This is a genomic window from Ruegeria sp. G12, assembly GCF_056533565.1.
The window spans coordinates 198,222-224,551 of the sequence record NZ_JBQFOO010000005.1; the positions used below are offsets into that span (position 1 = coordinate 198,222).

At 62.0% G+C, this 26,330-nt stretch carries 27 protein-coding genes; 11 read left to right on the forward strand and 16 right to left on the reverse strand.

What is annotated here, in order from left to right; translation table 11 throughout:
• Positions 1–152: 152 nt before the first annotated feature.
• The 7 genes from ACR0JN_RS13495 to ACR0JN_RS13525 form a co-directional block, all read right to left on the reverse strand.
• Positions 153–566 carry a GNAT family N-acetyltransferase gene (locus ACR0JN_RS13495; protein WP_480886245.1) on the reverse strand — a complete coding sequence of 138 codons (414 nt, stop codon included), beginning with the start codon at positions 564–566 and terminating at the stop codon, positions 153–155.
• Positions 563–1,153, reverse strand: a complete 591-nt coding sequence (gene tsaB, locus ACR0JN_RS13500; RefSeq protein WP_480886247.1) for a tRNA (adenosine(37)-N6)-threonylcarbamoyltransferase complex dimerization subunit type 1 TsaB — start codon at positions 1,151–1,153, stop codon at positions 563–565. Before tsaB ends, ACR0JN_RS13495 begins: the two co-directional genes overlap by 4 nt.
• Positions 1,143–1,706: a NifU family protein gene (locus ACR0JN_RS13505; protein ID WP_480817617.1), complete on the reverse strand. Its 564-nt coding sequence runs from the start codon at positions 1,704–1,706 to the stop codon at positions 1,143–1,145. The genes tsaB and ACR0JN_RS13505 overlap by 11 nt, the downstream gene beginning before the upstream one ends.
• A 70-nt stretch (positions 1,707–1,776) precedes the next feature.
• The gene (locus ACR0JN_RS13510) at positions 1,777–2,370 is read right to left on the reverse strand and encodes a DsbA family protein (protein WP_480886250.1); all 594 of its coding nucleotides are present in this window, start codon (positions 2,368–2,370) and stop codon (positions 1,777–1,779) included.
• A gap of 9 nt (positions 2,371–2,379) precedes the next feature.
• Positions 2,380–2,835: a universal stress protein gene (locus ACR0JN_RS13515; RefSeq protein WP_480886252.1), complete on the reverse strand. Its 456-nt coding sequence runs from the start codon at positions 2,833–2,835 to the stop codon at positions 2,380–2,382.
• A 75-nt stretch (positions 2,836–2,910) separates the two neighbouring features.
• Positions 2,911–3,774 carry a branched-chain amino acid aminotransferase gene (locus ACR0JN_RS13520; protein WP_480886253.1) on the reverse strand — a complete coding sequence of 288 codons (864 nt, stop codon included), beginning with the start codon at positions 3,772–3,774 and terminating at the stop codon, positions 2,911–2,913.
• Between the two features lie 58 nt (positions 3,775–3,832).
• A complete protein-coding gene (locus ACR0JN_RS13525) occupies positions 3,833–4,294 on the reverse strand; it encodes an Lrp/AsnC family transcriptional regulator (protein ID WP_480817613.1) in 462 nt (153 codons plus the stop codon).
• Between the two features lie 129 nt (positions 4,295–4,423).
• Here ACR0JN_RS13525 and ACR0JN_RS13530 point away from each other — a divergent pair, with 129 nt between their 5' ends.
• Positions 4,424–5,473, forward strand: coding sequence for a Glu/Leu/Phe/Val family dehydrogenase (locus tag ACR0JN_RS13530; protein WP_480886255.1), 1,050 nt, complete (start codon positions 4,424–4,426; stop codon positions 5,471–5,473).
• 42 nt (positions 5,474–5,515) lie between these two features.
• Here the strand turns inward: ACR0JN_RS13530 and trpS are convergent, their stop codons facing one another.
• Entirely contained in the window at positions 5,516–6,544 is a 1,029-nt protein-coding gene (gene trpS / locus ACR0JN_RS13535) for a tryptophan--tRNA ligase (RefSeq protein WP_480886257.1), read from the reverse strand.
• 86 nt (positions 6,545–6,630) lie between these two features.
• Here trpS and ACR0JN_RS13540 point away from each other — a divergent pair, with 86 nt between their 5' ends.
• Positions 6,631–7,317, forward strand: a complete 687-nt coding sequence (locus ACR0JN_RS13540; RefSeq protein WP_480886259.1) for a rhomboid family intramembrane serine protease — start codon at positions 6,631–6,633, stop codon at positions 7,315–7,317.
• On the opposite strand, the gene murJ is transcribed toward ACR0JN_RS13540, so the two are convergent.
• The 3 genes from murJ to ACR0JN_RS13555 are packed head-to-tail and all read right to left on the reverse strand — an operon-like array spanning position 7,318 to position 12,795.
• On the reverse strand, positions 7,318–8,859 hold the full coding sequence (murJ, locus tag ACR0JN_RS13545; RefSeq protein ID WP_480886260.1) for a murein biosynthesis integral membrane protein MurJ: 1,542 nt from the start codon (positions 8,857–8,859) through the stop codon (positions 7,318–7,320).
• Entirely contained in the window at positions 8,856–11,675 is a 2,820-nt protein-coding gene (locus tag ACR0JN_RS13550) for a [protein-PII] uridylyltransferase (protein WP_480886263.1), read from the reverse strand. Before ACR0JN_RS13550 ends, murJ begins: the two co-directional genes overlap by 4 nt.
• Entirely contained in the window at positions 11,635–12,795 is a 1,161-nt protein-coding gene (locus ACR0JN_RS13555) for a penicillin-binding protein activator (protein ID WP_480886264.1), read from the reverse strand. The genes ACR0JN_RS13550 and ACR0JN_RS13555 overlap by 41 nt, the downstream gene beginning before the upstream one ends.
• 88 nt (positions 12,796–12,883) lie before the next feature.
• Between ACR0JN_RS13555 and rsmI the strand changes: the two genes are divergently transcribed.
• From rsmI to gshB, 3 genes are read left to right on the forward strand one after another with little or no spacing between them, the layout of a single operon-like run.
• A complete protein-coding gene (gene rsmI / locus ACR0JN_RS13560) occupies positions 12,884–13,741 on the forward strand; it encodes a 16S rRNA (cytidine(1402)-2'-O)-methyltransferase (protein ID WP_480886266.1) in 858 nt (285 codons plus the stop codon).
• A 1-nt stretch (position 13,742) separates the two neighbouring features.
• A complete protein-coding gene (locus ACR0JN_RS13565; protein WP_480886268.1) occupies positions 13,743–14,114 on the forward strand; it encodes a YraN family protein in 372 nt (123 codons plus the stop codon).
• Between the two features lie 60 nt (positions 14,115–14,174).
• A complete protein-coding gene (gene gshB, locus ACR0JN_RS13570; protein WP_480886270.1) occupies positions 14,175–15,107 on the forward strand; it encodes a glutathione synthase in 933 nt (310 codons plus the stop codon).
• Here the strand turns inward: gshB and ACR0JN_RS13575 are convergent.
• The 4 genes from ACR0JN_RS13575 to cobU are packed head-to-tail and all read right to left on the reverse strand — an operon-like array spanning position 15,104 to position 18,705.
• Positions 15,104–16,618, reverse strand: coding sequence for a YifB family Mg chelatase-like AAA ATPase (locus tag ACR0JN_RS13575; RefSeq protein ID WP_480886271.1), 1,515 nt, complete (start codon positions 16,616–16,618; stop codon positions 15,104–15,106). The two genes, gshB and ACR0JN_RS13575, sit on opposite strands and share 4 nt — an antisense overlap.
• 47 nt (positions 16,619–16,665) lie before the next feature.
• Positions 16,666–17,550, reverse strand: coding sequence for a glutathione S-transferase N-terminal domain-containing protein (locus tag ACR0JN_RS13580; RefSeq protein ID WP_480886273.1), 885 nt, complete (start codon positions 17,548–17,550; stop codon positions 16,666–16,668).
• Between the two features lie 58 nt (positions 17,551–17,608).
• Positions 17,609–18,187: a histidine phosphatase family protein gene (locus ACR0JN_RS13585; protein WP_480886275.1), complete on the reverse strand. Its 579-nt coding sequence runs from the start codon at positions 18,185–18,187 to the stop codon at positions 17,609–17,611.
• Entirely contained in the window at positions 18,184–18,705 is a 522-nt protein-coding gene (gene cobU / locus ACR0JN_RS13590; protein ID WP_480886277.1) for a bifunctional adenosylcobinamide kinase/adenosylcobinamide-phosphate guanylyltransferase, read from the reverse strand. Before cobU ends, ACR0JN_RS13585 begins: the two co-directional genes overlap by 4 nt.
• Before the next feature lie 101 nt (positions 18,706–18,806).
• Between cobU and ACR0JN_RS13595 the strand changes: the two genes are divergently transcribed.
• The 6 genes from ACR0JN_RS13595 to ACR0JN_RS13620 all read left to right on the forward strand — a co-directional run bounded on the left by ACR0JN_RS13595 (position 18,807) and on the right by ACR0JN_RS13620 (position 25,373).
• The gene (locus ACR0JN_RS13595; protein ID WP_480817599.1) at positions 18,807–19,685 is read left to right on the forward strand and encodes an RNA polymerase factor sigma-32; all 879 of its coding nucleotides are present in this window, start codon (positions 18,807–18,809) and stop codon (positions 19,683–19,685) included.
• 65 nt (positions 19,686–19,750) lie between these two features.
• A complete protein-coding gene (locus ACR0JN_RS13600; RefSeq protein ID WP_480886278.1) occupies positions 19,751–20,500 on the forward strand; it encodes a ChaN family lipoprotein in 750 nt (249 codons plus the stop codon).
• Positions 20,501–20,563: 63 nt separating this feature from the next.
• Entirely contained in the window at positions 20,564–21,760 is a 1,197-nt protein-coding gene (coaBC, locus tag ACR0JN_RS13605; protein WP_480886280.1) for a bifunctional phosphopantothenoylcysteine decarboxylase/phosphopantothenate--cysteine ligase CoaBC, read from the forward strand.
• Between the two features lie 21 nt (positions 21,761–21,781).
• On the forward strand, positions 21,782–22,237 hold the full coding sequence (gene dut, locus ACR0JN_RS13610; RefSeq protein ID WP_480886282.1) for a dUTP diphosphatase: 456 nt from the start codon (positions 21,782–21,784) through the stop codon (positions 22,235–22,237).
• Positions 22,237–23,283, forward strand: coding sequence for a HesA/MoeB/ThiF family protein (locus tag ACR0JN_RS13615; protein ID WP_480886284.1), 1,047 nt, complete (start codon positions 22,237–22,239; stop codon positions 23,281–23,283). The genes dut and ACR0JN_RS13615 overlap by 1 nt, the downstream gene beginning before the upstream one ends.
• 74 nt (positions 23,284–23,357) lie before the next feature.
• Positions 23,358–25,373: a M3 family metallopeptidase gene (locus tag ACR0JN_RS13620; protein ID WP_480886286.1), complete on the forward strand. Its 2,016-nt coding sequence runs from the start codon at positions 23,358–23,360 to the stop codon at positions 25,371–25,373.
• Positions 25,374–25,386: 13 nt separating this feature from the next.
• On the opposite strand, the gene ACR0JN_RS13625 is transcribed toward ACR0JN_RS13620, so the two are convergent.
• On the reverse strand, positions 25,387–26,319 hold the full coding sequence (locus ACR0JN_RS13625) for a 2-hydroxyacid dehydrogenase (protein ID WP_480886288.1): 933 nt from the start codon (positions 26,317–26,319) through the stop codon (positions 25,387–25,389).
• Between the last annotated feature and the right edge of the window lie 11 nt (positions 26,320–26,330).

A 26,330-nucleotide genomic window follows, 5' to 3' on the forward strand; every position in this document is an offset into this window, starting at 1 on the left:
CTCCCGTTGGTTTTTGTCGGTTCCGGGCCAAGATAGCCCCGTTTACCCACTCAGAGCGAGCATAACCGTTGTGATGGCGGGAATTAAGGACGTTTGCAACAGGAAGGGTCAAATGGTTTTTGACCAGATGGTCGAAAAACATGAATTTGCTGTCAGGGTAGGTTGCGTTCCATGACGATGGCATCGCAGTTTTCGCCGGTTTTGCGGGCGTAGTAGCCTTTGCGCAGGCCGCAGGGGCTATAATTGCAGCGTTTATACAGTGCGATGGCGGCAGAATTGTCTGCCGCTACGTCAAGAAACGCGCGGCGCGCGCCCAGCTCTGCAGCACGCGCATGCCAGGTTTCCATGCAGCGTCGTGCCAAACCTTGCCGCTGATGGGCGGGGTGAGTCGCGATGGTCAGCAACTCGGCCTCATCCGCGATGACCTGGAACAGGGCGAAGGCGTGTGAGTCGCCCACTGCATGAGTGAAACGGTTGGCCAGAAGTTCGGTGAATTCCTCAGCCGTCCACGGGCGCGCCTGCGTAAAGGCGGCGGCGTGGATCAGGGCCATCTCCTGCGGGGTCATCCGTCCAGAAGCGCCGGAGGCACGTCGCTGGACGGCGCGGCATCGGCGGGGCGCACATAGAGCGGGGCCGGAGGGGTTTGCGTGTCAGAGCAGCGCTGTGCGGCGATCCGGGCGACGGCCTCCGCCTGTCGGGTCGGGTCGTTGTTGAAATAGAGGGTTCCCAATAATTCCGCGTCGGCCTTCGGTAGCAGGCACGGCGCAGTCTCGGGCATTTGCACATAGACCTGATCGCGCGGTGCGGAAATGGCGGCAAGTTGCCCTTGTGGGGCAAGCTCGGTGAGGGCGTCGAACCCAGAAACGCCAACAGCCGGGACGCCCAGCCCAAGGGCAAGCCCGCGGGCCGCTGATACTGAGATGCGGATACCGGTGAAGTTGCCGGGGCCAATGCCGACGCCGATTGCGTTCAGATCCCGCCATGTGCAGCCTGCCTCGGCCAACACCTCTTCCAGCAGGGGCATCAGCCGCTCCGCCTGCCCGCGCGACATTGCCTCGGCGCGGGAGATCACGATGTCACCTCCCCGCAACAAAGCGGCCGCGCAATGCGCGGCCGATGTGTCGAAAGCCAAAATCGTTGCGTCAGACGGCAACGGGGCGCACCTCGGTCACTTCGGGGATGTAGTGGCGCAGCAGGTTCTCGATGCCCATTTTCAGCGTCAGGGTCGAAGACGGGCAGCCCGCGCAAGCCCCCTGCATGTGCAGATAGACCACGCCGCGATCAAACCCGTGGAAGGTGATGTCGCCGCCGTCCTGAGCCACCGCCGGACGCACGCGACTGTCCAGTAGGTCTTTGATCTGGTTGACGATTTCAACATCCTCGCCGGTGTGCTCTGCATGGCCCGAGGCGGTTTCAGCACCGGCACCCATGACCGGCTGACCGGACTGGTAGTGCTCCATCACGGCCCCAAGGATCGCGGGTTTGATATGGTCCCAATCCACGCCATCAGCTTTGGTCACGGTGACGAAATCATTGCCGAAAAACACGCCGGTGACGCCGTTGACCGAAAAGATGCGCTTGGCGAGCGGGGATTTTTCCCCGGCCTCGGCGGTTGGAAAGTCCGCAGTTCCGGCCTCAAGCACCGTTTGGCCGGGCAAAAACTTCAGGGTCGCCGGGTTCGGGGTGGATTCGGTCTGAATGAACATGGGGACAGCTCCTTCTAAGGTGCCCCTGATATGCGGGCATGCGCTTGGGAAGTCAAGATTTGGAACGGTTCTAAAGTGATGCGGCGTGATTTATTGCGCTCTCAAGCCGGTCATCGCCCCAGAACAGCTCGCCGCCGACCAGAAAGCTGGGTGCGCCGAACAGGTCGTTTTCCTTGGCGCGCGTGGTCTGATCAAACAAGGCGGCTTTGATCACCGGGTCCTTTGCACGCTCCATCAGGTCCAAAGGCAAACCCGCTGTGCCCAGGCAATCGCCAAGCACATCGACATCCGAGATGATCCGGCCTTGTCCAAACTCCGCCGCGTAAACCGCCCGCACAAACGCTGCGCGTTGGTCGGCATGGTCAATCGCCAGGGTCAGGCGCGCCGCGTGCAGGCCGTTTTGCGGAAAGGGATCGGGCTGTTGGAACGGCAACCCCCGTTCGGCGCATAAGCGTTCCATGTCGCGCCACATATAACGCCCCTTGGCGGGGTAGATATTGAACGGAGAGTTATTCCACCCCTGTTCGGCAAAGATCGGCCCCAGCAAGAACGGTTGCCAGTCGATGGAAACATCCTTGTCCGCCGCAAGCTGCTCGATGCGCATCGCGCTCAGATAGGAATAGGTCGAGGCAAATTCGAACCAGAACTGAACAGTTGCGCCCATCGCCAGACCTCAGGTGATTTCTTCCAGCTTTTCCTTACTCAGATCACCGGGCACGATGGTGATCGGAATCGGTAGGCTGCCCGAGTTTCGCGTCAACTGCGTGACCAGAGGACCGGGGCCTTTCTTGTCGGTGCCGGCCCCCAGAACCAGAACGCCGATTTCCGGGTCGGACTGGACGTGTTCGATGATCTGCGGAACCGGATCGCCCTCGCGAATGGCCAGTTCGGGTTCTACGCTCTGCTTGTCGCGCATCCATTTCGCGAAAACCTCGAAATGGGCGTGGATACGTTCGCGCGCTTCTTCGCGCATGACCTCGGCGACGCCAATCCAGTGATTGAACTCATCCGGCGGGATGACCGACAGGATGGTCACGCCGCCGCCGGTATGGGCCGCGCGCATCGCGGCAAAGCGCATGGCGTTCAGGCATTCGCGGCTGTCGTCCAGAATTACTAGGAACTTGCGCATAGGTGTCCTCTGATCTTTCGGGGATCATGCCCGACCGCGTGCGGGCTGGCAACTCGGGCGATCCCGCCGCTCGTGCTAGCGTTCGCTGGCCGCCCAATCCCAATAAAGCGCGCGGGCGCGGCGGGCGATAGGGCCAATCTGGAATTGAGTGTCGTCCAACGCCGTGACCGGGGTGATCTTGTTCATGTTTCCGGACATGAACACCTCATCGGCTTTGTGGAAATCGTCGAAGCTGAGGATCTTTTCGTGCACCGTCACGCCATCGGAGCGCAGGTTTTCGATGTGGCGCGCACGGGTGATCCCGGCCAAGAAGGTGCCGTTGGGGACCGGGGTGAAAACTTCGCCATCGCGTACCATGAAGATGTTGGCGGTTGCGGTTTCAGCCACATGCCCCATCGCATCGGCAACCAAAGCGTTGTTGAACCCTTTGGACCGCGCCTCAGTCAGCATCCGCGCGTTGTTGGGGTAGAGGCACCCGGCCTTGGCGTTCACAACGGCGTTTTCCAGAACCGGTCGCCGGAACCGCGTGGTCGTCAAAGTGGCAGACGCGGTTTCCGGTGCCATTGGGATCTCTTCAAGGCAGATCGCAAACCCGGTGCTGTTTTCCTGCGGGACGATGGCCGTAAGGTCGCCATCGATGCCCCAGTACATCGGGCGGATATAGACCGCCGAATCGGGCGCGTAACCCTGTAACCCCTCGCGGACCAGATCGACCATTTGTTCTGCCGTCACGGTGGGGGTCAGCATCAGCGCCTCGGCCGACCGATTCACACGGGCGCAGTGGGCCAGCAGGTCGGGGGCCAGGCCTTCGAAAAACCGGGCGCCGTCGAACACCGAGGACCCCAGCCATGCCCCGTGATCCGCCGCACGCATGATCAGGGCATCCCCGTCATGCCAATGGCCTTCGAAATATGTCCGGATATTTTTGCCTACTGCCATGATCCCCTCCGCCTATTCTGGCGAAACCTAGGAGCGCGCGGCTGAGAGGTCCAGAGGATTATCCAACCGGCAGCGGAAGGGCCTCGCGTTTTACCATGGTGCGCAGGGCAAAGTTTGAGCGCAGGTTGCGTATGCCCCGTATCTGCATCAGCCGCTGTTCCAGAAACGCATCAAAGGCTTTCAGGTCCCGGGCCACGACCCGCAGCAGGATGTCCCGCGACCCGGTCATGAGGTAGCATTCCATCACCTCATCGCAGCGGCGGATGGCCTTTTCGAACGAGTCGATGGCGGATCGGTCCTGCTTTTCCAGTTCAACCGAGATGAAGATCGTGACCCCGTAGCCCAGCAATTCGGGATCGACCTGCGCTGCATAGCCCGTAATCAACCCGTCGCGCTGCAACCGGTCCAGCCGTCTGGCGCAGGGGGTCGGGGACAGGCCGACGTGATCGGCCAGATCAATGACGGTCATGCGACCGTCTTTCTGCAATGCGCGTACTATTTTTCTGTCAATCGTATCCATAGAGAAATTCTCCAACTAATCCTGCCAATGTAGAGTAATTCTCTAAACCCGGTCAACACGAAGGCGTGCATTGGCGAAATCCGTTCTGAATTTCATGGCAGACTCGGCCCAAATCCTCGGAGGAGAGCTATGGAAATCACCCGAATCGACGCGCCGGGACATGAGCGTGTGGTGGAATTCAAAGATGCGGCGTGCGGGCTGTTGGGCTATGTCGCAATTCACTCGACCCAGTTGGGCCCGGCTGCGGGTGGCGTTCGGATGCGCCCCTATGGACACCCCGCCGAGGCGCGGAATGACGCCCTGCGCCTGTCGCGGGGCATGACCTTCAAGAACGCGGCGGCGGACCTGCCGTTGGGGGGTGGCAAAGCGGTGATCATCGGCGATCCGGCCTTGGACAAATCTCCGCAACTGCTGCGGGCCTTCGGGCGCGCGGTTCAGCATCTGGACGGCCAGTACTGGACTGCCGAGGATATGGGCATGACCCCCGCCGACATGGCAGAGATTGGGTCCGAAACCAAATTCGTCGCCGGGCTGTCCGAGGGTGATTTTGCCAGCGGTGACCCGTCGCCGATCACGGCGCGAGGCATCTTCAACGCGATCCGTATCGCGGCGGCGCATCGGTTCGGTTCAGCTGATCTGACGGGGCATACGATCTCGGTTCAGGGGCTGGGCAATGTCGGCTGGCATCTGTGCAGCCTGCTGCATGACAGCGGCGCGCACCTGATTGTCACCGATATCGACCCGCAGCAGATGGCGCGCGCCAAAGAGCGCTTTGGGGCGACATTGGTGGAAACGCATGAGATCTATGGTGTGGAGGCCGATGTCTTCGCGCCCTGCGCGATCGGCGGCATTCTGAACGACTCCAGCATCCCCCTGCTTCAGGTCGGGGCCGTTGCAGGCGGCGCGAACAACCAACTGGCCACCGATGCGGATGCAGACCGGCTGCACGCGCGGGGCATCCTCTATGCGCCGGACTTCGTGGCCAATGGCGGCGGGATCGTGAATGTCGCCACCGAAATCCTGCAAGTCGCCGAGCGTGAGGTCTGGGTGAATCGCAGGCTGCAGGCGCTTGAGCAGACGATGGACCGCATCCTGACCCGTGCCCGGGCGGAAACGGTCAGCCCCCACGTGGTGGCGGAATCCATTGTTGAAGAGGTTCTGCGCCCGCAGGCCGCCTAAGCAAAAACGCCGCCCGTTGGGGCGGCGTTTTCTTTGTAGGGGTCAGGCCTTACCCGCGCCGACCATTCCAACGATGTCGTAGGTTTGCTGCAAGATCGGGGCGGCAATCGCACGGGCTTTTTCGGCCCCGCGTGCCAGAATCCGATCGATTTCGGCCTCTTCCCCCATCAAGCGCGCCATCTCTGACGAGATCGGGGACAGTTTCGACACCGCCAGATCGGCCAACATAGGCTTGAACTCGCCGAACTGCTTGCCGCCGACCTCGGCCAGAACCTGCTCGGCAGTCTGATCGCTGAGGGCGGCGTAGATGTTCACCATATTGCGCGCCTCGGGGCGTTCGGACAGACCGTCGATTTCCGAGGGCAGGGCCTCGGGGTCGGTCTTGGCCTTACGGATTTTCTTGGCGATGGTGTCGGCGTCATCGGTCATGTTCAATCGACTCATATCCGACGGATCGGATTTGGACATTTTCTTTGACCCGTCGCGCAGGCTCATGACACGCGTCGCAGCGCCTTCAATGACCGGTTCGGTCAGGGGAAAGAAATCGACACCAAAATCATGGTTGAACTTTGTTGCGATGTCGCGGGTCAGTTCCAGATGCTGTTTCTGGTCATCGCCCACGGGGACATGGGTCGCGTGATACACCAGAATATCCGCCGCCATCAGCGCCGGATAAGCAAACAAGCCCAACGAGGCGTTCTGTGCATTCTTGCCCGCCTTGTCCTTGAACTGCGTCATCCGCTGCATCCAACCCATCCGGGCGACACAGTTGAATATCCAGGCCAGTTGTGCGTGTTCGGGCACTTGGCTTTGGTTGAACAGAATCGACTTTTCGGGATTCAGGCCAGAGGCAATGTAACCCGCGCACAGCTCACGCGTTGCGTGGCGCAACTCGGCGGGGTCCTGCCAGACGGTGATCGCATGCAGATCGACCATGCAATAGATGGTCTCATACTCTTCGCTCTGCATCCGCACCCAGTTCCGAAGCGCACCCAGATAGTTGCCAAGATGCAGATTGCCCGAAGGCTGCGCACCGGAAAACACGCGCGGCGTGAATTGGGTTTCGGTCATCGAAGGGAACTCCCGTCTGGAAAAATCAGCCCCCGTCGCTTACCCATGAGGCCAAGGGACGTCAACAGCCGCGAAAGGCCAGCCCAATGAGCAGTGAGCATTATACGCCGCCCGTGAACCCTCTGCCGCCCGTTGTCGTGGCGCTGACATTGTTCATCATGGGGATCGAGGTGATCCTGTATCTGGGCTCGCGCGGCATCGTAGGCGGGCCGTCAGCGGTGGGCTGGCGGCTGGACGCACTGCAGCAATACACGTTTTCACCCGATATCTTCGACTGGATGGTGCAGAACGGGCGCTGGCCGTTCGAGCATGTGATCCGCTTTGTCACATATCCCTTCGTTTCGGCCAATTTCACGCAGGCGATCTTTGTCTGCGTCTTTGTCCTGGCGATGGGCAAGATGGTGGCCGAGGTGTTTGGCAGCATCGCCATGCTGATCATCTTTGTGCTGTCCGGAGTGGGCGGTGCGCTGGCCTATGCGCTGCTGCTGGACCCGGCCTATCCGCTGGTCGGAGGGTTCCCGCCTGTCTACGGGCTGATCGGCGCGTTTACATGGCTGCTCTGGCGCAAGCTGTCGCTGGTGGGTGAGAACCAATCCCGCGCGTTCAGCCTGATTGCGATGTTGATGGGGATTCAACTGGTGTTTGGCCTGATCTTCGGCGGCACTTTGGACTGGGTGGCCGATCTGGGCGGGTTCGCCACCGGGTTCGGCCTGTCGTTCTTTCTGGCTCCGGGCGGATGGGCGCGGATCAGGGGCGGTATCCGGCGCGATTGATCACGACCGGCGCAGGCTCTGTTTGAACTCGGACAGTTTGAACGCCCCCAAAAGGTGGCCGAGGATGAAATAGGCGGCGGCGGCGATGATGATCAGCACCAGCAGCGCCAGATAACGCCAGCCCGGCATCGCAAGCGTCCAGCCGAACAGGTGGATCGCCGCAAAAAGCACGACACCCATCCCGATTGAGGCCCCAACGATCCGCCCCGCGCGCTGCCGGAACCGATCGTCAAAGCGCGCTTCTTCCCCCATCCGGCGCGCGCCAATGGCCAGAAGCGCGACCATGGCCCAGCCAGCGGCGGACGCGGCGATGGCGGGGGCGATCCAACCCACGATCGGGTAGAGGCCAAAGGCCAAAGCCGCGTTGACGACCATCGCGACAACGGCGTAGCGGAACGGCGACTTTGTATCCTCGCGCGCGAAGAACAGGGGCTGCAACAGCTTTTGCAGCATGAAGGCGGGCAGGCCGATACCATAGATCGCAACGGCCAGAGCGGTGGCAGCGGTATCCTCGGCGCTGAACTGACCGCGCTGGAACAGGACCGAGACCAACGGGTTGGGGATGATCAGGAACGCCACGGTTGACGGGAGGGTCAGCAGCAGAGTGAACTCTCCGGCGCGGGAAAAGGCGTTGCGGGCCCCGTCCTTGTCCCCGGCGCGCAGACGGCGCGAGAGGTCGGGCAGCAGGACGATCCCCACGGCGATCCCGACCACGCCCAGCGGCAATTGATACAGTCGGTCGGCGGCGAACAGCCAACTGACGGCCTTTTCGGTCTTTGACGCCACCAGTTGTCCCACGACCAGATTGACCTGCGTTACCCCCATCGCCAGCGCAGCAGGAACAGCAATGCGCACCATACGGCGCATTTCGGGCGTCAGGCGGGGCAAGCCTGGGCGAATGCGAATGCCAGCGCGCTCGGTGGCGACCCAGACCAGCGCCAGCTGCGCGATCCCTGCGATGGGGATGACGGTGATCAGCCAGCGGATGACCTCGCCCCCCGAGATGGCTCCGGCGATCAGGGCGGTACAGGCGAAGATGTTCAGCAGGACCGGGGCCGCCGCTGCTGCCGCGAACCGGCCTGTTGCGTTCAGGACGCCGGAAAACAGCGCCGCCAGAGACATGAACAGGATGTAGGGAAAAACCACGTAGCTATAATCGACCGCCAGATCGAAACGTTCGTCGCCATAGAACCCCTCGGCCGTCAGCCAGACGAGGCCGGGCATGAACACCATGGCCAGACCGACCAGCCCCAGCACGGCCACGGCCAGCAGGTTGAAGGCGTCCTGCGCGAAGCCCTGCGCGTTTTCCTCTCCTTCCAACCGTTTGGAGAACATCGGCACAAAAGCCGCGTTGAACGCGCCTTCGGCGAAGAAGCGGCGGAACATGTTGGGCAGGCGGAAGGCGGCTACAAAGGCGTCCATCACCGGGCCGGGGCCGATATAGGCGGTCAGCAGAATTTCCCGCAGGAATCCCAGTATCCGGCTGGCTAGAGTCCAGAACCCGACCGTAAACAGGCCCGAAAACAGCCGGATTTGCTTCATGACGCGGCGCGCTCCGCGCCTTCGGTGATGGCTTTACGCAGCTTGGCCTCAAGCCCGCTTTGCTTGCTTTCCGAATGGTATTTCAGGCCGAACATGTCCTTGACGTAGAACGTATCGACCACCTGCTCGCCATAAGTCGCGATCACCGCGTTGGCGATATAGACATTGGCCGCGGCCAGCGTGCGTGTCAGGTCATAAAGCAGGCCGGGCCGGTCGCGGGTATCGACCTCGATGATCGTGTAGATCTCGGAGCCGTCATTGTCGAATGTAATATGGGTCGGCACGTTGAAGGCGCGTTCGCGTTTCTTGATCTTGTCACGCGATTTCAGCGCGTCGCGGGCCACCACCTCACCCTTGAGGGTTTTGTGGATCATCTGGGTCAGGCGGGGCAGGCGGCTGGATTCGAACGGGTGGCCCTCGGCATCCTGAATCCAGAACGCATCGGTGACATAGCCGTCTTTGGTGGTGTAGCTGCGCGCATCGACCACATTCGCGCCGACCAGGGCCAGAGCGCCCGCGATCCGGGCAAAGATACCGGGGTGGTCGGCCATTGCGAAGCAGGCGCGGGTGGCGTCGCGATCTTCATCCGGGTGCAGGCGGATTTCCATCGCGCCCGGATCGCCGCTATTCTCCAAAGCCAGCAGCATTTCGGCAAATTCCAGATGGGTCGACAGGTTCAGACCCTGCCAATAAGGCGCATAATGCCGACCGGTTTCCGCCTTGAGGTCCGCCTTGGACCAAGACTCAAGTTCCGCGCGCAGGGCTTTCTTGGCCTCGGCCCCGCGATTGGCACGGTTAAGGTCCTCCATACCCGTCTCAAGCGCGCGTTTGGTTTCCGCGTGCAGGGCGCGCAGCAGCGTGGCTTTCCAGTTGTTCCAGGTGTTCGGGCCAACGCCGCGAATATCGCAGACCGTCAGCACCGTCAGCAGGTCCAGCCGCTTGACCGTTTTCACCGCCTTGGCGAAATCGCGCACGGTGCGCGGGTCCGAGATATCACGCTTTTGCGCCATATCCGACATCAGCAGGTGATAGCGCACCAGCCACTCCACCGTCTCGGAGTCCGATTTGTTCAGACCCAGTCGGGGGGCCACCTTGCGCGCGATCTGCGCCCCCAGAATCGAGTGATCCTCGGGCCGCCCTTTGGCGATGTCATGCAGCAGCAAAGCGACATAAAGCACCTTGCGGTTCACGCCACTTTTCAGGATCGACGATGCCAGCGGCAGCGATTCCACCAACTCACCGCGTTCGATCTGGGCCAGGTTGACGATGCACTGGATCGTATGCTCGTCGACCGTGTAGCTGTGATACATGTTGAACTGCATCATCGCCACGATGTGTTCGAACTCGGGTAGAAAAGCCGATAGCACGCCCAACTCGTTCATGCGCCGCAGGGCCCGTTCCGGGTTGCCGTGTTTCAGCATCAGGTCCAGGAAAATCCGCTGCGCCTCTTTGTCGTTGCGCATGTCCTTGTCGATCAGCGACAGGTTGGCCGTTACCAGACGCATGGCATCGGGGTGGATCAGCATGCCGGTCCGTAGCCCTTCTTCAAACAGGCGCAGCAGGTTCATCTTGTCGGACAGAAAGGTGTCAGGGTCGGCTACATCCAACCGGCCATGCACCACCTTGTAGCCCGGTTTGACCCGGGGACGGCGGCGGAAGATGCGTTCCAGCAAGGGTGCGGTCTTGATGTGTTGCGCTTCAAGCTTGGTCAGGAAAATCCGTGTCAGTTCCCCCACGCGGGTCGCTTCGCGGAAATAGCGCTGCATGAAGATCTCGACCGCGCGCCGACCGGCCATATCGTGGTATCCCATGCGATCGGCCACTTCGACCTGCAGGTCAAATGTCAGTTGCTCGGTCGCTCGCCCGGTCACCAGATGCAGATGAGAGCGGACGGCCCACAGAAAATCCTCGGCCCGGACAAAGGTCTGAAACTCATCCGGCGTAAACAGGCCCAGCGGCACCAGTTCCGCCACATCGTGCACGCCATAGACATATTTCGCGATCCAGTAGAGCGATTGCAGATCGCGCAGGCCGCCTTTGCCCTCTTTCACATTGGGTTCGACCATATAGCGCTCACCCTGTTTCAGGTGGCGCGCCTCGCGTTCCTGCAGCTTGGCTTCGATGAACTCGCGCTCGGTGCCTTTGAACAGGTCGGATTTGAGCTGCGCCTCTAGCGACTCGGCCAGCGGTTTGTCGCCCGCAAGGTAGCGCTGTTCCAGCATCGCGGTGCGGATGGTGAAATCATCGGCCCCCAAACGCAGACAGTCCTTGATGGTGCGCGAGGAATGACCGACCTTCAGCCGCAGATCCCAGAGGATATACAGCATCGATTCAATTACGCTCTCAGCCCAGGCGGTGATCTTGTAGGGCGTCAGGAACAGCAGATCGACATCTGACGATGGGGCCATCTCGCCCCGCCCGTAACCGCCCACGGCCAGCACGGCGATCTTTTCACCTTGCGTGGGTGTGGCCAGCGGGTGCAGCCGCTGGCTTGAGATGCGCATGGCCGTGCAGACCAGCTGGTCGGTCAGATAGGTGTAAGACCGCGTCAGCGGGCGGGCGCTGAAGGGATGGGCGGCAAAGGCATCGGCAATCGCCTTGCGGCCTGTCTTTTGGGCCTCACGCAGGATGCGCACGGTTTCGGACCGCATTGCGGCATTGTCCGCGCAGGTTTCGAGCGCTTCGGCCAGTTGCGCCTCAACCCCGGGGCTGTCGAAAATGTCTTCGGCTGAACAGATCAGCGTGCCGTCTGGCGGCGTGATCACGTCGGGCCGGTCAGAAACCGGCGCCAGAGAAGCTTTGTGGGGCAGGGTCAATCACAACCACCTGTTTATTCTGGATCGTGGCAACAGCCAGACCGCGTTCGTTGGTGCCGTTCGGGCGCAGGCGGAAGATGCCGCCGACGCCCTGAAATCCGGCGTTCTGTGTCAGGGCCGAGGCGGTCAGCGCATCGGATTTGCCCTGGCTCACCAGTGCGCCGATGGCGGCGATACCGTCATAGGCCAGCCCGCTGATCGGGTGCGGGGCCAAGCCGTAGGTATTGTTGTAGCGCTGGCGATACGCCTGTGCCTTGGCCGGATCGGGAAGCGCGAACCAGCCGCCCTGTACGCCGGGCAGTTCCAGCGTCTGGGGCGGGATGTCCCAGCGGGTCAGGCCGATGAATTGCGTGGTCGATGGCGACACACCGGCTTCGGGCAGCAGTTGCGAATAAAGTGGTAGCGCACCTGCGGTGGTCGCGGTCAGGAAGATGGAATCGGCTCCGGTTGAATCGACGGTGGCCTTGATCGCGGGTACCGAGTTGATCACCCCTTGCTGCGAGCGGTCATATCCAACGGTCCCGGCGTTGTTGACCCGGCTGCTGGCCAACGCACTGGCAATCGCGGCCTGTCCCAATTGTCCGGCGGCGTCGTTGCTGTGCACGATCACCGTGCCGGTCTTGCCTTGGCTGCCCGCATAGCTGACCAGTCGGTTGGCCGTATTGTCGAAGGTCGGACCCAGAACAAACACATTGCCCCCGGCGATGCTGGTGTTGTTCGAGAAGGACAGCACGTTGACATTGTTGCTCAGCACCGCAAGGCCTGCGGCATTGGCGGCCTGCGCGTAGACCGGCCCGAGGATGATCTTCGCCCCGTCCGCCACGGCCTGCTGCGCCACGGCGGTTGCGGTGCTCGGGTTGCCCGCCGTGTCATAGACGCGCAGGTCGATCTGAACATTCGGCAGGTCGGACATCGCCATCCGGGCCGCGTTTTCAAGGCTCTGCGCCAGTGCGGCATCGTCGGATTGCGGAACCAGCAGCGCGACGGGAACCGGATCGGACGTGTTGATCGACGGCCCGCCGCCTAAGCCCCCCGGCTCACAGGCGGCCAGGAATACAGCGGTGGTCAGGGCAGCAGCGGCCTTCGCCAGCTTGCTTACGGGCTTGCAAACGGTAAACATCTAAATGAAAACTCCCTGATCCGGCGGCGCGGGGCGCTGCTGTTCTATCGAGCCGCGATAATAAACGTCACGCTGTGAGGGTCCAGCTTTGAATTTCCAAAAGATCAGTTTGGCTGCGGGCCTGTATTTTGTTGCCACTCCGATCGGGACCGCGCGCGACATTACGCTCAGGGCGCTGGATGTGCTGGCCTCAGCCGACATGATCGCCGCCGAAGACACCCGCAGCCTGCGGCGGCTTTTGGAAATCCACGGTGTTCCCCTGGAGGGGCGGCGCATTCAGGCCTATCACGACCACAGCGGCGCAGGCGCGCGGGGTAAAATCCTCGAAGCGCTGGAACAGGGTCTGTCCGTAGCCTATGCCTCCGAGGCTGGAATGCCGCTGATCGCCGACCCCGGCTACGATCTGGGACGGCAGGCGGCAGAGGCCGGGCACACCGTGACCTGCGCCCCCGGCCCGTCCGCTGCGTTGGCGGCGCTGACCCTGGCGGGTCTGCCAACGGATGCGTTCTTTTTCGCCGGTTTTCTACCAAATGCCTCCGGGGCCCGTCGCAGCCGCATCGAGGCTCTACGCGATATCCCCGGAACGCTGGTGTTTTACGAATCCCCCAAACGCGTGGCCAATAGCCTGTCCGATCTGGCAGAGGTTTTGGGCGCGGACCGGCAGGCCGCGCTGTGCCGCGAGTTGACCAAGAAATTCGAAGAGGTCCGACGCGGATCATTGGGTGATCTGGCCGAAGAGTATCGCGACAAAACCGTCAAGGGCGAGGTCGTCCTGCTGGTGGATCGCAACCATTCGCAAAGTGTTAAGGATTCTGACGTAGAAGAAGCCTTGGTAAGAGCCCTGGAAACCCATTCGGTTCGGGATGCGGCGGATCTTGTGTCGGAAATGTACGATCTGCCGCGCCGACCGATTTATCAGAAGGCTCTGAAATTGGGAAAAGGGTAACATGGTCAAGAGCTCACATCGCGGTTCGGTTTCTTATCATGCGGGACAAGCTGCGGAGTTGCGGGTGGCAACCGACTATGAACGGCGCGGATTTTCCATCGCCCACCACCGTTGGCGCGGCGCGGGGGGCGAGATTGATCTGATCGCTCGGGACGGCGACGATCTGGTTTTCATTGAAGTTAAGGCAAGTTCCAGTTTCGATATGGCCGCTGCCCGGATCAACCCGCGCCAGATCAAGCGCATTTATACCTCTGCGGCGCAGTTTCTGGAAAATGAGCCGGGCGGGCAGTTGACGAATGTGCGGTTTGACGCGGCTTTGGTGGACGGAACCGGCGCTGTGCAGATCATCGAAAACGCCTTCGGGCACGCCTGACCCATTGAACCCTTTGGCTGCCTGCGCCATGTATCTGGCACCAAGCTAAAGGGACGCGCCATGAAAATCGCCTTTCAGATGGACCCGATCGGGGCCGTGGATATCAATGCCGACAGTTCTTTCCGTCTGGCGGAAGAGGCGCAGGCCCGCGGGCATCAGCTGTTTTTCTACGGACCGGATCAACTGGCCTACCAGGAAGGGCGGATTACCGCGCGCGGACAGGACATGACGGTGCAGCGCGTGCCGGGCAACCCGGCTGTTCTGGGCGATGAGCGAGAGGTCGATCTGGCGGAGTTCGACGTGATCTGGCTGCGTCAGGACCCTCCGTTTGATATGCATTACATCACCTCGACCCATCTGCTGGATCGGCTCAAGGGGCAGGCGCTGGTGGTCAATGATCCGTTCTGGGTGCGCAACTATCCCGAAAAACTGCTGGTGCTGGATTTTCCGGACCTGACCCCTCCGACTACGATTGCCCGCGATTTGAAAACGATCAAGGCGTTCAAGGAAAAGCACAGCGACGTTATACTGAAACCGCTTTACGGCAATGGCGGCGCGGGCGTGTTCCGTTTGGACGCAAACGATCGCAACCTGTCTTCGCTGCACGAGTTGTTCACCGGCTTCTCACGAGAACCGCTGATTGTGCAGAAATTCCTGCCCGATGTGCGCAATGGCGACAAGCGCGTGATGCTGGTGGATGGAGAGCCTGTCGGCGCGATCAACCGGGTCCCTGCCGAGGGTGAGACCCGGTCGAACATGCATGTCGGCGGACGCCCGGAAAAGATCGGTCTTTCGGATCGCGACCTCGAAATCTGCGCTGCCCTTGGCCCCCTGCTGCGCGAGAAGGGGCAGATCTTTGTCGGGATCGACGTCATTGGCGATTACCTGACCGAGATCAACGTGACCTCGCCGACCGGCATTCAGGAACTGGAACGATTCAACGGCGAGAATATCGCCGAAAAAATCTGGCAGGCCATCGAGGCGAAGCTTTAAGCCATCACGCGCGTGCTGATGCGAAAGCTCAGCGCCTCGGCGATATGAGGCCTGCGCACGTCTGGTGCCCCTTCAAGATCTGCGATGGTGCGCGCGACTCGCAGGATGCGGTGAAAGGCGCGGGCGGAGAGGCCGAATTTGTCGGCGGCTTTCAGTAACAAGTCTTTGCCTTCCGCATCCGGCGCTGCGATCTCTTCCAGCAATTTGCCCTCGATATCCGCGTTTTGACGGGCTGAGGGCGTCCCGCTGAAACGCGCGGCCTGAATGGCGCGCGCCCTTTCAACCCGTGCGGCGACCATGGCGGAGCTGTCGCCCGAGGGGGGCAGGTCAAGGTCTGTGAACCCCACCGGTGGTACTTCGATCCGCAGGTCGAACCGGTCCATCAGGGGGCCGGAGATGCGGTTCAGATAATCCTCACCACATCCCGGTGCGCGGGAACAGGCGCGCGAAGGATCGGTCAGATATCCGCATTTGCAGGGGTTGGCCGCAGCCACCAGCATAAAGCGGCAGGGGTATTTCACGTGGGCATTGGCGCGGGCGACCATGACTTCGCCGGTCTCAATCGGCTGGCGGAGGGTCTCCAGTACCGTGCGGGGGAATTCGGGGAACTCGTCCATGAAGAGAACGCCATTATGGGCCAGCGAAATCTCACCGGGCTTGGCACCCTTGCCACCGCCGACAATTGCGGCCATCGACGCGGTATGATGCGGTTCGCGAAAGGGGCGGGCGCGGCTGATGCCGCCTTCGTCGAGCAACCCACACAGCGACTGGATCATCGACGTTTCCAACGCCTCGACCGGGGTGAGGGGCGGCAGAATGCCCGGCAGGCGCGCGGCCAACATGGATTTGCCGGAACCGGGCGTGCCGATCATGATCAGGTGGTGCCTTCCCGCAGCGGCAATCTCCAGCGCCCGCTTGGCCCGTTCCTGTCCCTTAACGTCGCGCAGATCACGAGCGCTGGGGGCCAGATTGACCTCACCGGGCTGCGCTGCGGGCAACGGCGACTGCCCCGAGAAATGGCGAACCACATCGCCCAAGGACCCGGCTCCGATCACTTGAGTGGCATCGACCCAGGCCGCCTCGGCGCTTGAGGCACGCGGGCAAAGCAGGGCGCGATCCTCGGCGGCTGCGGTCATCGCGGCGGGCAGGGCACCGACGACGGGCACTAGCGATCCGTCCAGTGACAACTCGCCCAGAGCAACTGTTCTTTCGGCGGCGTCCGAGGGGATGATGTCGAGTGCTGATAACAGCGCCACCGCAATGGGCAGGTCGAAATGGCTGCCCTCTTTCGGCAAATCGGCTGGCGCCAGGTTGATGGTGATCCGTTTGGATGGCAGCGCGATGGCCATCGAACTGAGCGCGCTGCGCACTCGATCGCGGGCTTCAGAGACGGCTTTGTCGGGAAGCCCCACGATTGAAAAGGCAGGCAGGCCGGGGGAGACGGCGCATTGCACCTCGACCGGGCGGGCATCGACCCCCTGAAAGGCTACGGTGTGGGCGCGGGCGACCATGGCAATCCTGTTCTTAGTTAACAGGGTGTTGCTGCCATGCCGGCGGTTTAGGAATCGTTAACGGCGTCGCGCATTGCGGTGAATTTGGGCCAGGCCTCCGGGTCGGCCACGGTTTTGTCGCGGCAGAACGGGTTGCAGAAGCCCCAGCGCTGCCCGTCGAGCTTCAGAAAATCCGTGACGGGTTTGCCGGAATAGGGGCAGGCAAGGTTGATCGATGGCCCCTCGGTGACGGCTTGGGCCGAGGGCTCTCCGCCGATGGGCCACGGCTTGGACGGTAAATTCAGGGGATAGGGAAACGGATCGTATTGCACCGTCATACCCATAGCGCGCCATTGCCGGACGGATGTATCCGACAGCAAGTGCAGGCAGTAGTCGCGACTGGCGGACGACACCGTCAGGCCATAGCCGATGATCCGCGCCGCCACCGGCGTATAAAACACATCCGCCAGCGAATACGCGCCAAAAAGCGGACCGGTTTCGGCCCCAGAGACCTGTCGGGCGTGGGTCCAAAGCGTCTCGATTCGCTGCAAATCGGCCAGCGTTTCCTTTGACGGAGTAAACCCTTGCCAGACATGTCGTAATTGCATCGAGCATTCGCCGCGCAGGGCGCTGAACCCGGCCACCATCTCGGCGCAGAGCCAGCGGGCGGTTGCGCGCGCGGCGGGGTCTTGGGGCCACAGGCCTGCGTCGGGGTGGCGTTCGGCCAGCGTCTCGGCCATGGCCAGGCTTTCGCCGACCACGGTGCCGTCGGGCAAGCGCAGGGCGGGTACCAGGCGGGCGGGTGCCAGCGGTTTCATATCCTCGGCCATCGTGCCCGAATAGAGCCCGATCATGTGGCTGCGATAGGGCAGGCCGAACTTTTCCAGCATCAGCCAGCCGCGCAGGGACCAGCTTGAAAACAGGCGGTCGCCGATAAAGAGGTCATAGGTCATGACCCAACGATGGCGCAGGCCCGCGCATCCGTAAATCGGAGTTTTGTGCGTGGCTGCATCACGGAAGGTGATTGATTACCCCGGCAGACCATGCGCGCCCGTCAAACATGACCTCGGTGACCGAAAGGTTGTCGATCCGGTGCGAAAACGCCTGTTGCGCGTTCAGATTCAGGGCGCGCTGGACCTGAGTCAAGATCACGCCGAAATGTGCCACAATCACCAGATCGGACCCGGTATGGGTTGCGATCAATCCGTCGATCACCCCATCCACCCGTGCGCGCACCTGATTCCAGCTTTCGCCCTGCGGCGGTCGTACCTCGCCGGGGGCGTCCCAATAGGCGAAGGCCAGTTCGGGGTCCTCGGCTTCGATCTCGGCGAATTTGCGCAATTCCCATGTGCCGAAATTGATCTCGCGCAGGTCGGGGTGGTGTGGCAGACGGCGGCGGGTGCCCTGGATCGCCGTGGCCGTATCAACCGCTCGGGACAGGTCAGAAGAAACAACCAAAGCATCAGGCGGAAGATGGTCGTGCAACCGGGTCAGTGCGGCCCTGTCGCTCAGGTCAGCAGGGATGTCGGACCAACCGACCATGGTTTTGGCGTGGGTCGGCCCGTGACGGACAAGGTGCAGCCGCGTCACGGCAACTGTCCCTTCAGCACCAGCGGCAGGCCCGCTGTGACCTGAACCACCAGATCGGCCTGCGCCGCCAGCGCGATGTTCAGCCGCCCCTGCGCGTCGCGGAATTGGCGGGCCAGAGCGTTTTCGGGGACGATCCCGTGGCCAACCTCGTTCGAGACGATGACGATTGGCGCAGCGCAGTCTCGCAGCGCCTTTAGCAATGCGGTTTGGGCCTGTTCCAGATCGTTTTCGGCCAGCAAATGGTTGGTCAGCCACATCGTGGCGCAGTCGATCAGGCAGGCCTGATCCGACGTCAGATTGGCCAGAACCGGGGCAAGGTCAAAAGGGGCCTCGACCGTGTCCCATCCATCGCCGCGCTGGGCCAGATGGCGCTGAACCTTCTGTTGCATCTCATCATCAAACACTTGTGATGTGGCAAGATAGACGCGGCTTTTCCCTGATGAAACAACAAGTTGTTCGGCAAAAACAGACTTCCCCGACGCGGCCCCACCCAGCACAAAGGTTAAATTGGGATACACAATTCTTACCTTCCAAGTGATCCACGTGGTTTTGCTCTGCGTATCGACCCTAGGTCGGCAAGGCAAGCCCGGCCTGCGCCAGCGAAAAAGGGGAGAGTTTCATGGCACTGGACAACGCGACCGATTTTTCGATGTCCCGGCAGGCGATGAAGGCCGAGTTGCTGGATGCAGAGACCGAATTGCAACTGGCCTATGCCTGGCGCGATCAGCGGGATGAGAAGGCGTTGCACCGCCTGATCACCGCTTACATGAGACTAGCTATTTCGATGGCCGCGAAGTTCAAGCGTTACGGCGCGCCGATGAACGATCTGATTCAAGAGGCTGGTCTGGGCCTGATGAAAGCGGCCGACAAGTTCGACCCGGATCGCGGCGTGCGGTTTTCGACCTATGCGGTGTGGTGGATCAAGGCCAGCATTCAGGATTATGTGATGCGCAACTGGTCGATGGTGCGGACCGGATCGACCTCCTCCCAGAAATCGCTGTTTTTCAACATGCGCCGCGTGCAGGCGCGGTTAGAGCGTGAAGCGGCAACCGAGGGGATGCGGCTGGACCGGCATCAGTTGCACCAGATGATCGCGACCGAGATTGGCGTGCCTCTGCGCGATGTGGAAATGATGGAGGGTCGGCTGTCCGGCTCGGATTTCTCGCTGAACGCGGTGCAATCGGCGGATGAAGATGGGCGCGAGTGGATCGACGCACTGGAAGATGAACGCGAACAGGCCGCCGAGGCGGTCGAGCACAGCCATGACACGCGGCAACTGCGCGAATGGTTGCTGACGGCGATGCAGTCGCTGAATGATCGCGAGCGGTTTATTGTGCGTGAACGCAAGCTGCGCGAACCGGCGCGGACGCTGGAAAGCCTGGGCAATGAGCTGGGTCTGTCGAAAGAACGCGTGCGCCAGCTCGAGGCCGCGGCCTTTGTGAAAATGCGCAAGAACCTTGAAGCGCAATCGCGCGAGGTGCAACACTTCATCGCATGATACACTTTGCGATTCTGCTGTGTGCTCTGACGCTTGTCGTGTCGCGTCCGGGCTTGGCTGCGGGCATGATACCGGAGGAGGTGGCCGCGTCGATGCAGGCGGCGGATGTGATCCTTCTTGGCGAAATCCACGACAATCCCCGACATCATAAAGTGCAGGCCGAGGCGATTGAGGTCATAGAACCCTCTGCCGTGGTCTGGGAGATGATTACCGAAGAAGGCGCGCAACGGCTGGCACAAAAGGCCGTTTCCAACCCCCAGGAACTGGATCGCATTTTGAAATGGGCCGAGACGGGATGGCCGCCGCTCAGCATGTATTATCCGATCTTTCAGGCGTCGAACGCACCGGTTTACGGGGCGATGGTCCCCCGCAGCGCCGCCCGCGCGGCAATGGAACGTGGTGCTGCGACCGCACTGGGCGCGGATGCAGCCCGGTATGGGCTGACAGTTCCGCTGCCGCCCGAAGATCAGGCCGCGCGCGAGGCCGATCAGTTGGCCGCCCATTGCGACGCCCTGCCGGTCGAGGCTTTGCCTCAGATGGTTGCCATCCAGAGGTTGCGCGATGCGGTTCTGACGCGGGCTGTTTTGCAGGCCATCGAAGATACCGGCGGGCCAGTGGCCGTGATCACCGGCAATGGACACGCCCGCAAGGATCGCGGCATCCCGACCTTTCTGTCGCGCCTGCGTCCGGGGCTGAAGGTCTATGTCCTGGGGCAATCCGAGGATGGTGCTATTGCCGGTGAATTCGATGCGGTGATCGACAGCCCCACTGTCGAACGCGAAGACCCCTGCAAGGCTTTTGAGACCCAGAATTAACCGCTGGAACTACCTGTTGGCCTTGCCTAATGTCAGGATCGACCGGAACGGGAAGGGCGAAACATGCTGGCATCCAAGCGCATTCTGCTGATCATCGGCGGCGGCATCGCGGCCTACAAGTCGCTGGACCTGATCCGACGGGTGAAAGAACGTGGCGCTGCGGTGACCCCAGTTCTGACCCGCGCCGCTGAGGAATTCGTGACGCCGCTGTCAGTGTCGGCACTGGCGGGCGAAAAGGTTTTTCGCGACCTGTTCGACCTGACGGATGAGGCCGAGATGGGCCATATCCAGCTGTCCCGTTCCGCCGATCTGATCGTTGTGGCCCCGGCGACGGCGGACATGATGGGCAAGATGGCGTCCGGGTTAGCCAATGATCTGGCTTCGACCCTCTTGATGGCGACGGATACGCCGGTTCTGTGTGCGCCCGCAATGAACGTACGCATGTGGGATCACCCCGCGACCCGACGCAACCTGCAGCAATTGCAGGCGGATGGGATCACGTTTGTCGGGCCCAACGAGGGCGACATGGCCTGCGGAGAATACGGCCCCGGTCGCATGTCCGAACCGTTGGAGATTGCTGCGGCGATCGAAGCGCAGCTTGCCGATGGGCCGCTGAAAGGGAAGCGCGTTCTGGTGACCTCTGGCCCAACTCATGAACCGATTGATCCGGTGCGTTATATCGCCAACCGGTCCTCGGGTGCGCAGGGCACCGCTGTGGCGCGGGCGCTGTCGGCATTAGGGGCCGAGGTGATTTTTGTTACCGGTCCCGCCGATGTCCCTCCGCCCGACGGCGTGCAGGTCGTGCGCGTGGAAACTGCGCAGCAGATGTCGGATGCGGTGGATGCTGCCTTGCCCGTGGATGCAGGCGTGTTTGCCGCGGCGGTTGCTGATTGGCGGGTTGCGTCGGCCTCGGACCGGAAGCTGAAGAAAAGTCATGATGGGCTGCCGTCGCTGGAGTTCGCGGAAAACCCCGACATCCTGAAACGGGTTGCTCAGATGGATGCGGGTCGGCCTGAACTGGTCGTGGGATTTGCAGCAGAAACCAATGATGTTGTCGAAAACGCCACCGCCAAACGGGCGCGTAAGGGATGTGACTGGATCGTCGCCAATGACGTCAGCCCGGCCACCGGCATCATGGGCGGGTCGGAAAACACGGTGATCCTGATCTCGGAATCCGGGGCCGAAAACTGGCCGCGCATGGGCAAGGATGCGGTGGCGGATCGGCTGGCGAGGAAAATCGCCGATGCTCTGACAGGGTAAGGCAGAACAAGAGGTACAGTGATGGTAGCAATTCGTGTGATCCGCGAAGAAGGGTCCGATGCGTCGGTGGCCTTGCCCTCGTATGCGACAACCGGGGCCGCCGGGGCGGATATACGCGCGAACCTGCCAGGTGGGGCTTCCATTGTGCTGGAGCCCGGCCAACGCGCTCTTGTGCCAACTGGTCTGCGGATCGAGATCCCCAGCGGGTATGAAGTGCAGGTGCGCCCCCGCTCGGGCCTTGCGCTGAAACACGGGATCACGCTGCCCAACACACCCGGCACCATCGACAGCGATTATCGCGGCCCGCTGGGCGTGATCGTGATGAACGCCGGGCAGGAACGGTTCGAGATCACGCACGGCGAGCGCATCGCGCAACTGGTGGTCGCCCCTGTCGTGCAGGCCGTCTTTGAACCGGTCGAGGCGTTGGGCGACACCGCGCGCGGGGCCGGAGGCTTCGGCTCGACCGGGCGCGGCTGATGCTACTGGTTCTGATCCTGTCCGCCGGGCTTTGGGGCGTAGGCTGGCTGGCGGGTGTGTCCCGCACCGCCCGCTGGGTGTCGATTGGCGTGCTGCTATTGGGCGTGATCATCGCCCAACTGATCCTGCCCGACGGGCATCCTCTGCGTCAGGCAACGGGTGGAACTGCGGCACCATGGCTGATCCTTGCAGGTTTCGCCGCGCTTGTTTTGGTGTATGGCAGAGGGCTGAAAGCGTTGCGCAACCGCGCCACGCCCGCGTCAGACAAGGAGCCCGCCATGCCATCCGACCGCTTCAGCGAAACCGAACTTGAACGCTACGCCCGTCACATTGTTTTGCGCGAACTGGGCGGTCCGGGGCAGAAGAAACTGAAACAGGCGCGGGTTCTGGTGATCGGCGCAGGCGGTCTTGGCGCGCCGGTGCTGCAATACCTGGCGGCGGCTGGCGTGGGCACCATCGGGGTGATTGATGATGATGAGGTCGAGAACGCCAATCTGCAGCGGCAGGTGATCCATAGCGATGGTGACATCGGCATGCCCAAGGTCTTTTCGGCGCAGCAAGCGATGCAGGCGCAAAACCCGAACGTATCCGTTCTGCCCTATCACCGCCGTTTGACCGAGGACATTGCTACAGACCTGTTGGCCGACTTCGATCTGATCATGGACGGCACCGACAATTTCGAAACGCGCTACCTAGCCAACCGCACCGCCGTTGCCTTGGGCAAGCCGTTGATCTCGGGCGCGCTGTCGCAATGGGAAGGGCAGCTCAGCGTGTTTGACGCCGCCAACGGCGCGCCCTGCTATCAGTGCATCTTCCCCGAAGCGCCCGCTGCAGGGTTGGCGCCCTCCTGTTCCGAGGCTGGCGTGATTGGTCCCCTGCCGGGTGTGGTGGGGTCGATGATGGCGGTCGAGGCGATCAAGCTGATCACCGGCGCAGGGACTGCATTGCGTGGCGAGATGTTGATCTACGACGCGCTTTACGGCGAAAGCCGGAAAATCACCCTGTCGCGACGCGCGGATTGCCCGATCTGCGGCACGGCTGGTTGACCAGCATCAAATTTCCCACCTGATCTGGATCATCGCGGTGGTCCTGCCTAGCTATTGGGGCAAAGGAGATCACAATGACCAACCCGATCCTGTCCGACTGGACCACCCCGTTCGAGCTCGCCCCCTTTGCGCAGATTTCCGACGATGATTTCGCGCCGGCGCTGGAGCAGGCGATGCAAGCGCACAACGCGCAGATCGACGCGATTGCCGCGAACCCCGAGGCACCCAGCTTTGCCAACACAATCGAAGCGCTGGAGGCTGCGGGCGAGGCATTGGACAAGGTCCTGTCGGTTTTTTTTACCGTCGCGGGCGCGGACAGCAATCCCCGGCGGGAGGAACTGCAGCGCGAGTTCTCGCCCAAGCTCTCGGCGCATTTTTCGGGGATTTCGTCGAACAAGGCCCTGTTTCGGCGCGTCGCTGATCTGTGGAACCGCCGCGATGATCTGGGCCTGAGTGACGAACAGGCCCGCGTTCTGATGCTGACGCATCGGGGCTTCGTGCGGGCCGGAGCCGCGTTGCAGGGTGAGGATGATGCCCGGATGCAGGATATCAAGTCCCGGCTGGCCTCGCTGGGCACATCCTTCACGCAGAACCTTCTGGCGGATGAGCGGGACTGGTTCATGGAGCTGACCGAGGAGGACCTGCAAGGCCTGCCCGATTTCGTCACTGACGCTGCCCGCGCCGCAGGGCAGGAGAAGGGGGCGGGTGGCCCCGTCGTTACCCTGTCGCGGTCGATCATCGTGCCGTTTCTGCAGTTCTCACCCCGCCGGGACCTGCGTGAAAAGGCCTATCGCGCGTGGACCGCACGCGGAGCAAATGGCGGTGAGACTGACAACCGAGAGATTGCGGCGGAAATCCTGCGCCTGCGCGAGGAACGCGCCAAGCTGCTGGGCTATGACAGCTTCGCCGACTACAAGCTGGAAACTGAAATGGCGCGCACGCCAGACCGGGTGCGCGATCTGTTGATGCAGGTCTGGGAACCGGCCAAGGCACGGGCGGATGCCGATGCCGACATTCTCACCCGGATGATGCAGGAGGATGGTGTGAATGGCCCTCTGGAAGCCTGGGACTGGCGCTACTACGCCGAGAAGCGCCGCAAGGCCGAGCATGATTTGGATGAGGCCGCGCTGAAACCCTATCTGCAGCTTGACCGGATGATCGAGGCCGCTTTTGCCTGCGCGGGCCGCCTGTTCGGGTTGGAGTTCGCCCCGCTGGACGTGCCGCTCTATCACTCCGATTGCCGCGCGTGGGAGGTCACGCGGAACGGCGAGCATATCGCCGTGTTCATTGGGGACTACTTCGCGCGCGGCTCGAAACGCTCGGGGGCATGGTGCAGCGCCATGCGGGGGCAGGCCAAGTTTCCCAAGGAACAGGCCCCGGTGGTGATCAATGTCTGCAACTTTGCCAAAGGCGAGCCCTCGCTGCTGTCTTATGACGACGCTCGGACTTTGTTCCATGAGTTCGGCCACGCTCTGCATCAGATGCTGTCGAACGTGACCTATGAAAGCATCTCGGGCACCAGTGTCGCGCGGGATTTTGTCGAACTGCCCAGTCAGCTTTACGAACACTGGCTGGAAGTGCCCGAGGTTCTGGCCGAGTTCGCAACCCACGCGGAAACCGGTGAGCCAATGCCGCAGGAGATGCTGGAAAAGGTCCTGCAAGCCGCAAACTTCGATCAGGGGTTCCAGACAGTCGAATATGTCGCCTCGGCGCTGGTCGATCTGGCCTTCCATGACGGCGACGCTCCGGCTGATCCGATGGCCAAACAAGCCGAAGTGCTCGACGGTATCGGCATGCCCGCCGCCATCGGCATGCGCCATGCCACCCCGCATTTCGCCCATGTCTTTGCGGGCGACGGCTACAGCGCGGGCTATTACAGCTACATGTGGTCCGAAGTGATGGATGCGGATGCGTTCGCAGCGTTCGAGGAAGCGGGCGGTGCCTTTGACCCCGACCGCGCCAAGGCGTTGGAGGAGAACATCCTGTCAACCGGCGGCTCGCGCGAGGCCGAAGATCTGTATCTGGCCTTTCGCGGACGGATGCCGGGGGTTGAGGCCCTGCTGAAGGGGCGCGGCCTGATCGCGGCCTGAGCGGATTGGACCGTCAGTATCCCAACTGACGGTCCACCAGATGCAGGAACGGCTCGCCCGCCTCACCGCGCCGGATGTTGTCGCAGATGACCTGCGCGGCGGTCTCTGGGCGGGTCTCTGAGGCGATATGCGGCGTAACGGTCACGTTGGGATGCGCCCAATAGGGATGCTCGGGCGGCAGGGGTTCGACGCGGAACACGTCCAGCGTGGCGTGGCCGATCTGACCCGAGTTCAGGGCATCCAAGAGCGCCTCATCGTCGATCAACGGCCCACGGCCCGGATTGATGATCTTTGCGCCTTTGGGCAACAGGGCGATGGTCTCGGCGTTCAGCGTGTTCTCGGTGGCAGACGTGTCGGGCAGCAGGAGGATGACGACTTCGGCTTGTGACAGGGCTTTGCGCAGCCCCTCGGTCCCACTCAGGCAGTTGACGTCGGGGATATCCTTCTGTGTCCGGCTCCAGCCTGTCACCCGAAAGTTCAGCGCGGTCAGTGCTTCGGCGGCGGCCTGCCCCAGCGACCCCAAGCCCAGCACGCAAACCCGACGCTCGGAAGCCAGCGGTGGGGCGTCGGGCGTCCAGACACCGTCCTGAACGGTGATGTGTTTGTCCATGCCAAGGTGATAGCGCAGCACGTGACCCACGACCCATTCGGTCATGCCCTGTGTCAGCCCGTGATCCACCATCCGCGCCAGCGGGACGGTGAGGGTTTCATTGTCCGCGATCTGTTCGACACCGGCCCACAGGCTCAGAACCGCTTTGAGGCGCGTGTAAGACGTGAAATCCAACAAACCGCCGTTGGGGGCGTAGACGACGTAATCCACCTGATCGGGCGCGATGTCGGTGGCCAGATTGAATTCAAGGCCCGCGTCGCGCAGACCTTGCGACAAGAGCGGCTCATAGATCGGCCATAGGGCAGAGCGCGCGGAAAACAGGACGTTCACGGGCATGGAGGGCCTTT

Coding starts and splice junctions, on each gene's coding strand:
- coaBC (WP_480886280.1), top strand. CDS start 20,564: ATGCTGGCATCCAAGCGCATTCTGCTGATCATCGGCGGCGGCATCGCG.
- dut (WP_480886282.1), top strand. CDS start 21,782: ATGGTAGCAATTCGTGTGATCCGCGAAGAAGGGTCCGATGCGTCGGTG.
- ACR0JN_RS13530 (WP_480886255.1), top strand. CDS start 4,424: ATGGAAATCACCCGAATCGACGCGCCGGGACATGAGCGTGTGGTGGAA.
- murJ (WP_480886260.1), bottom strand. CDS start 8,859: ATGAAGCAAATCCGGCTGTTTTCGGGCCTGTTTACGGTCGGGTTCTGG.
- ACR0JN_RS13620 (WP_480886286.1), top strand. CDS start 23,358: ATGACCAACCCGATCCTGTCCGACTGGACCACCCCGTTCGAGCTCGCC.
- ACR0JN_RS13615 (WP_480886284.1), top strand. CDS start 22,237: ATGCTACTGGTTCTGATCCTGTCCGCCGGGCTTTGGGGCGTAGGCTGG.
- ACR0JN_RS13520 (WP_480886253.1), bottom strand. CDS start 3,774: ATGGCAGTAGGCAAAAATATCCGGACATATTTCGAAGGCCATTGGCAT.
- trpS (WP_480886257.1), bottom strand. CDS start 6,544: ATGACCGAAACCCAATTCACGCCGCGCGTGTTTTCCGGTGCGCAGCCT.
- ACR0JN_RS13555 (WP_480886264.1), bottom strand. CDS start 12,795: ATGTTTACCGTTTGCAAGCCCGTAAGCAAGCTGGCGAAGGCCGCTGCT.
- ACR0JN_RS13495 (WP_480886245.1), bottom strand. CDS start 566: ATGACCCCGCAGGAGATGGCCCTGATCCACGCCGCCGCCTTTACGCAG.
- ACR0JN_RS13565 (WP_480886268.1), top strand. CDS start 13,743: ATGGTCAAGAGCTCACATCGCGGTTCGGTTTCTTATCATGCGGGACAA.
- ACR0JN_RS13625 (WP_480886288.1), bottom strand. CDS start 26,319: ATGCCCGTGAACGTCCTGTTTTCCGCGCGCTCTGCCCTATGGCCGATC.
- ACR0JN_RS13600 (WP_480886278.1), top strand. CDS start 19,751: ATGATACCGGAGGAGGTGGCCGCGTCGATGCAGGCGGCGGATGTGATC.
- ACR0JN_RS13515 (WP_480886252.1), bottom strand. CDS start 2,835: ATGCGCAAGTTCCTAGTAATTCTGGACGACAGCCGCGAATGCCTGAAC.
- gshB (WP_480886270.1), top strand. CDS start 14,175: ATGAAAATCGCCTTTCAGATGGACCCGATCGGGGCCGTGGATATCAAT.
- ACR0JN_RS13525 (WP_480817613.1), bottom strand. CDS start 4,294: ATGGATACGATTGACAGAAAAATAGTACGCGCATTGCAGAAAGACGGT.
- ACR0JN_RS13595 (WP_480817599.1), top strand. CDS start 18,807: ATGGCACTGGACAACGCGACCGATTTTTCGATGTCCCGGCAGGCGATG.
- ACR0JN_RS13580 (WP_480886273.1), bottom strand. CDS start 17,550: ATGACCTATGACCTCTTTATCGGCGACCGCCTGTTTTCAAGCTGGTCC.
- ACR0JN_RS13505 (WP_480817617.1), bottom strand. CDS start 1,706: ATGTTCATTCAGACCGAATCCACCCCGAACCCGGCGACCCTGAAGTTT.
- ACR0JN_RS13510 (WP_480886250.1), bottom strand. CDS start 2,370: ATGGGCGCAACTGTTCAGTTCTGGTTCGAATTTGCCTCGACCTATTCC.
- ACR0JN_RS13540 (WP_480886259.1), top strand. CDS start 6,631: ATGAGCAGTGAGCATTATACGCCGCCCGTGAACCCTCTGCCGCCCGTT.
- ACR0JN_RS13575 (WP_480886271.1), bottom strand. CDS start 16,618: ATGGTCGCCCGCGCCCACACCGTAGCCTTTCAGGGGGTCGATGCCCGC.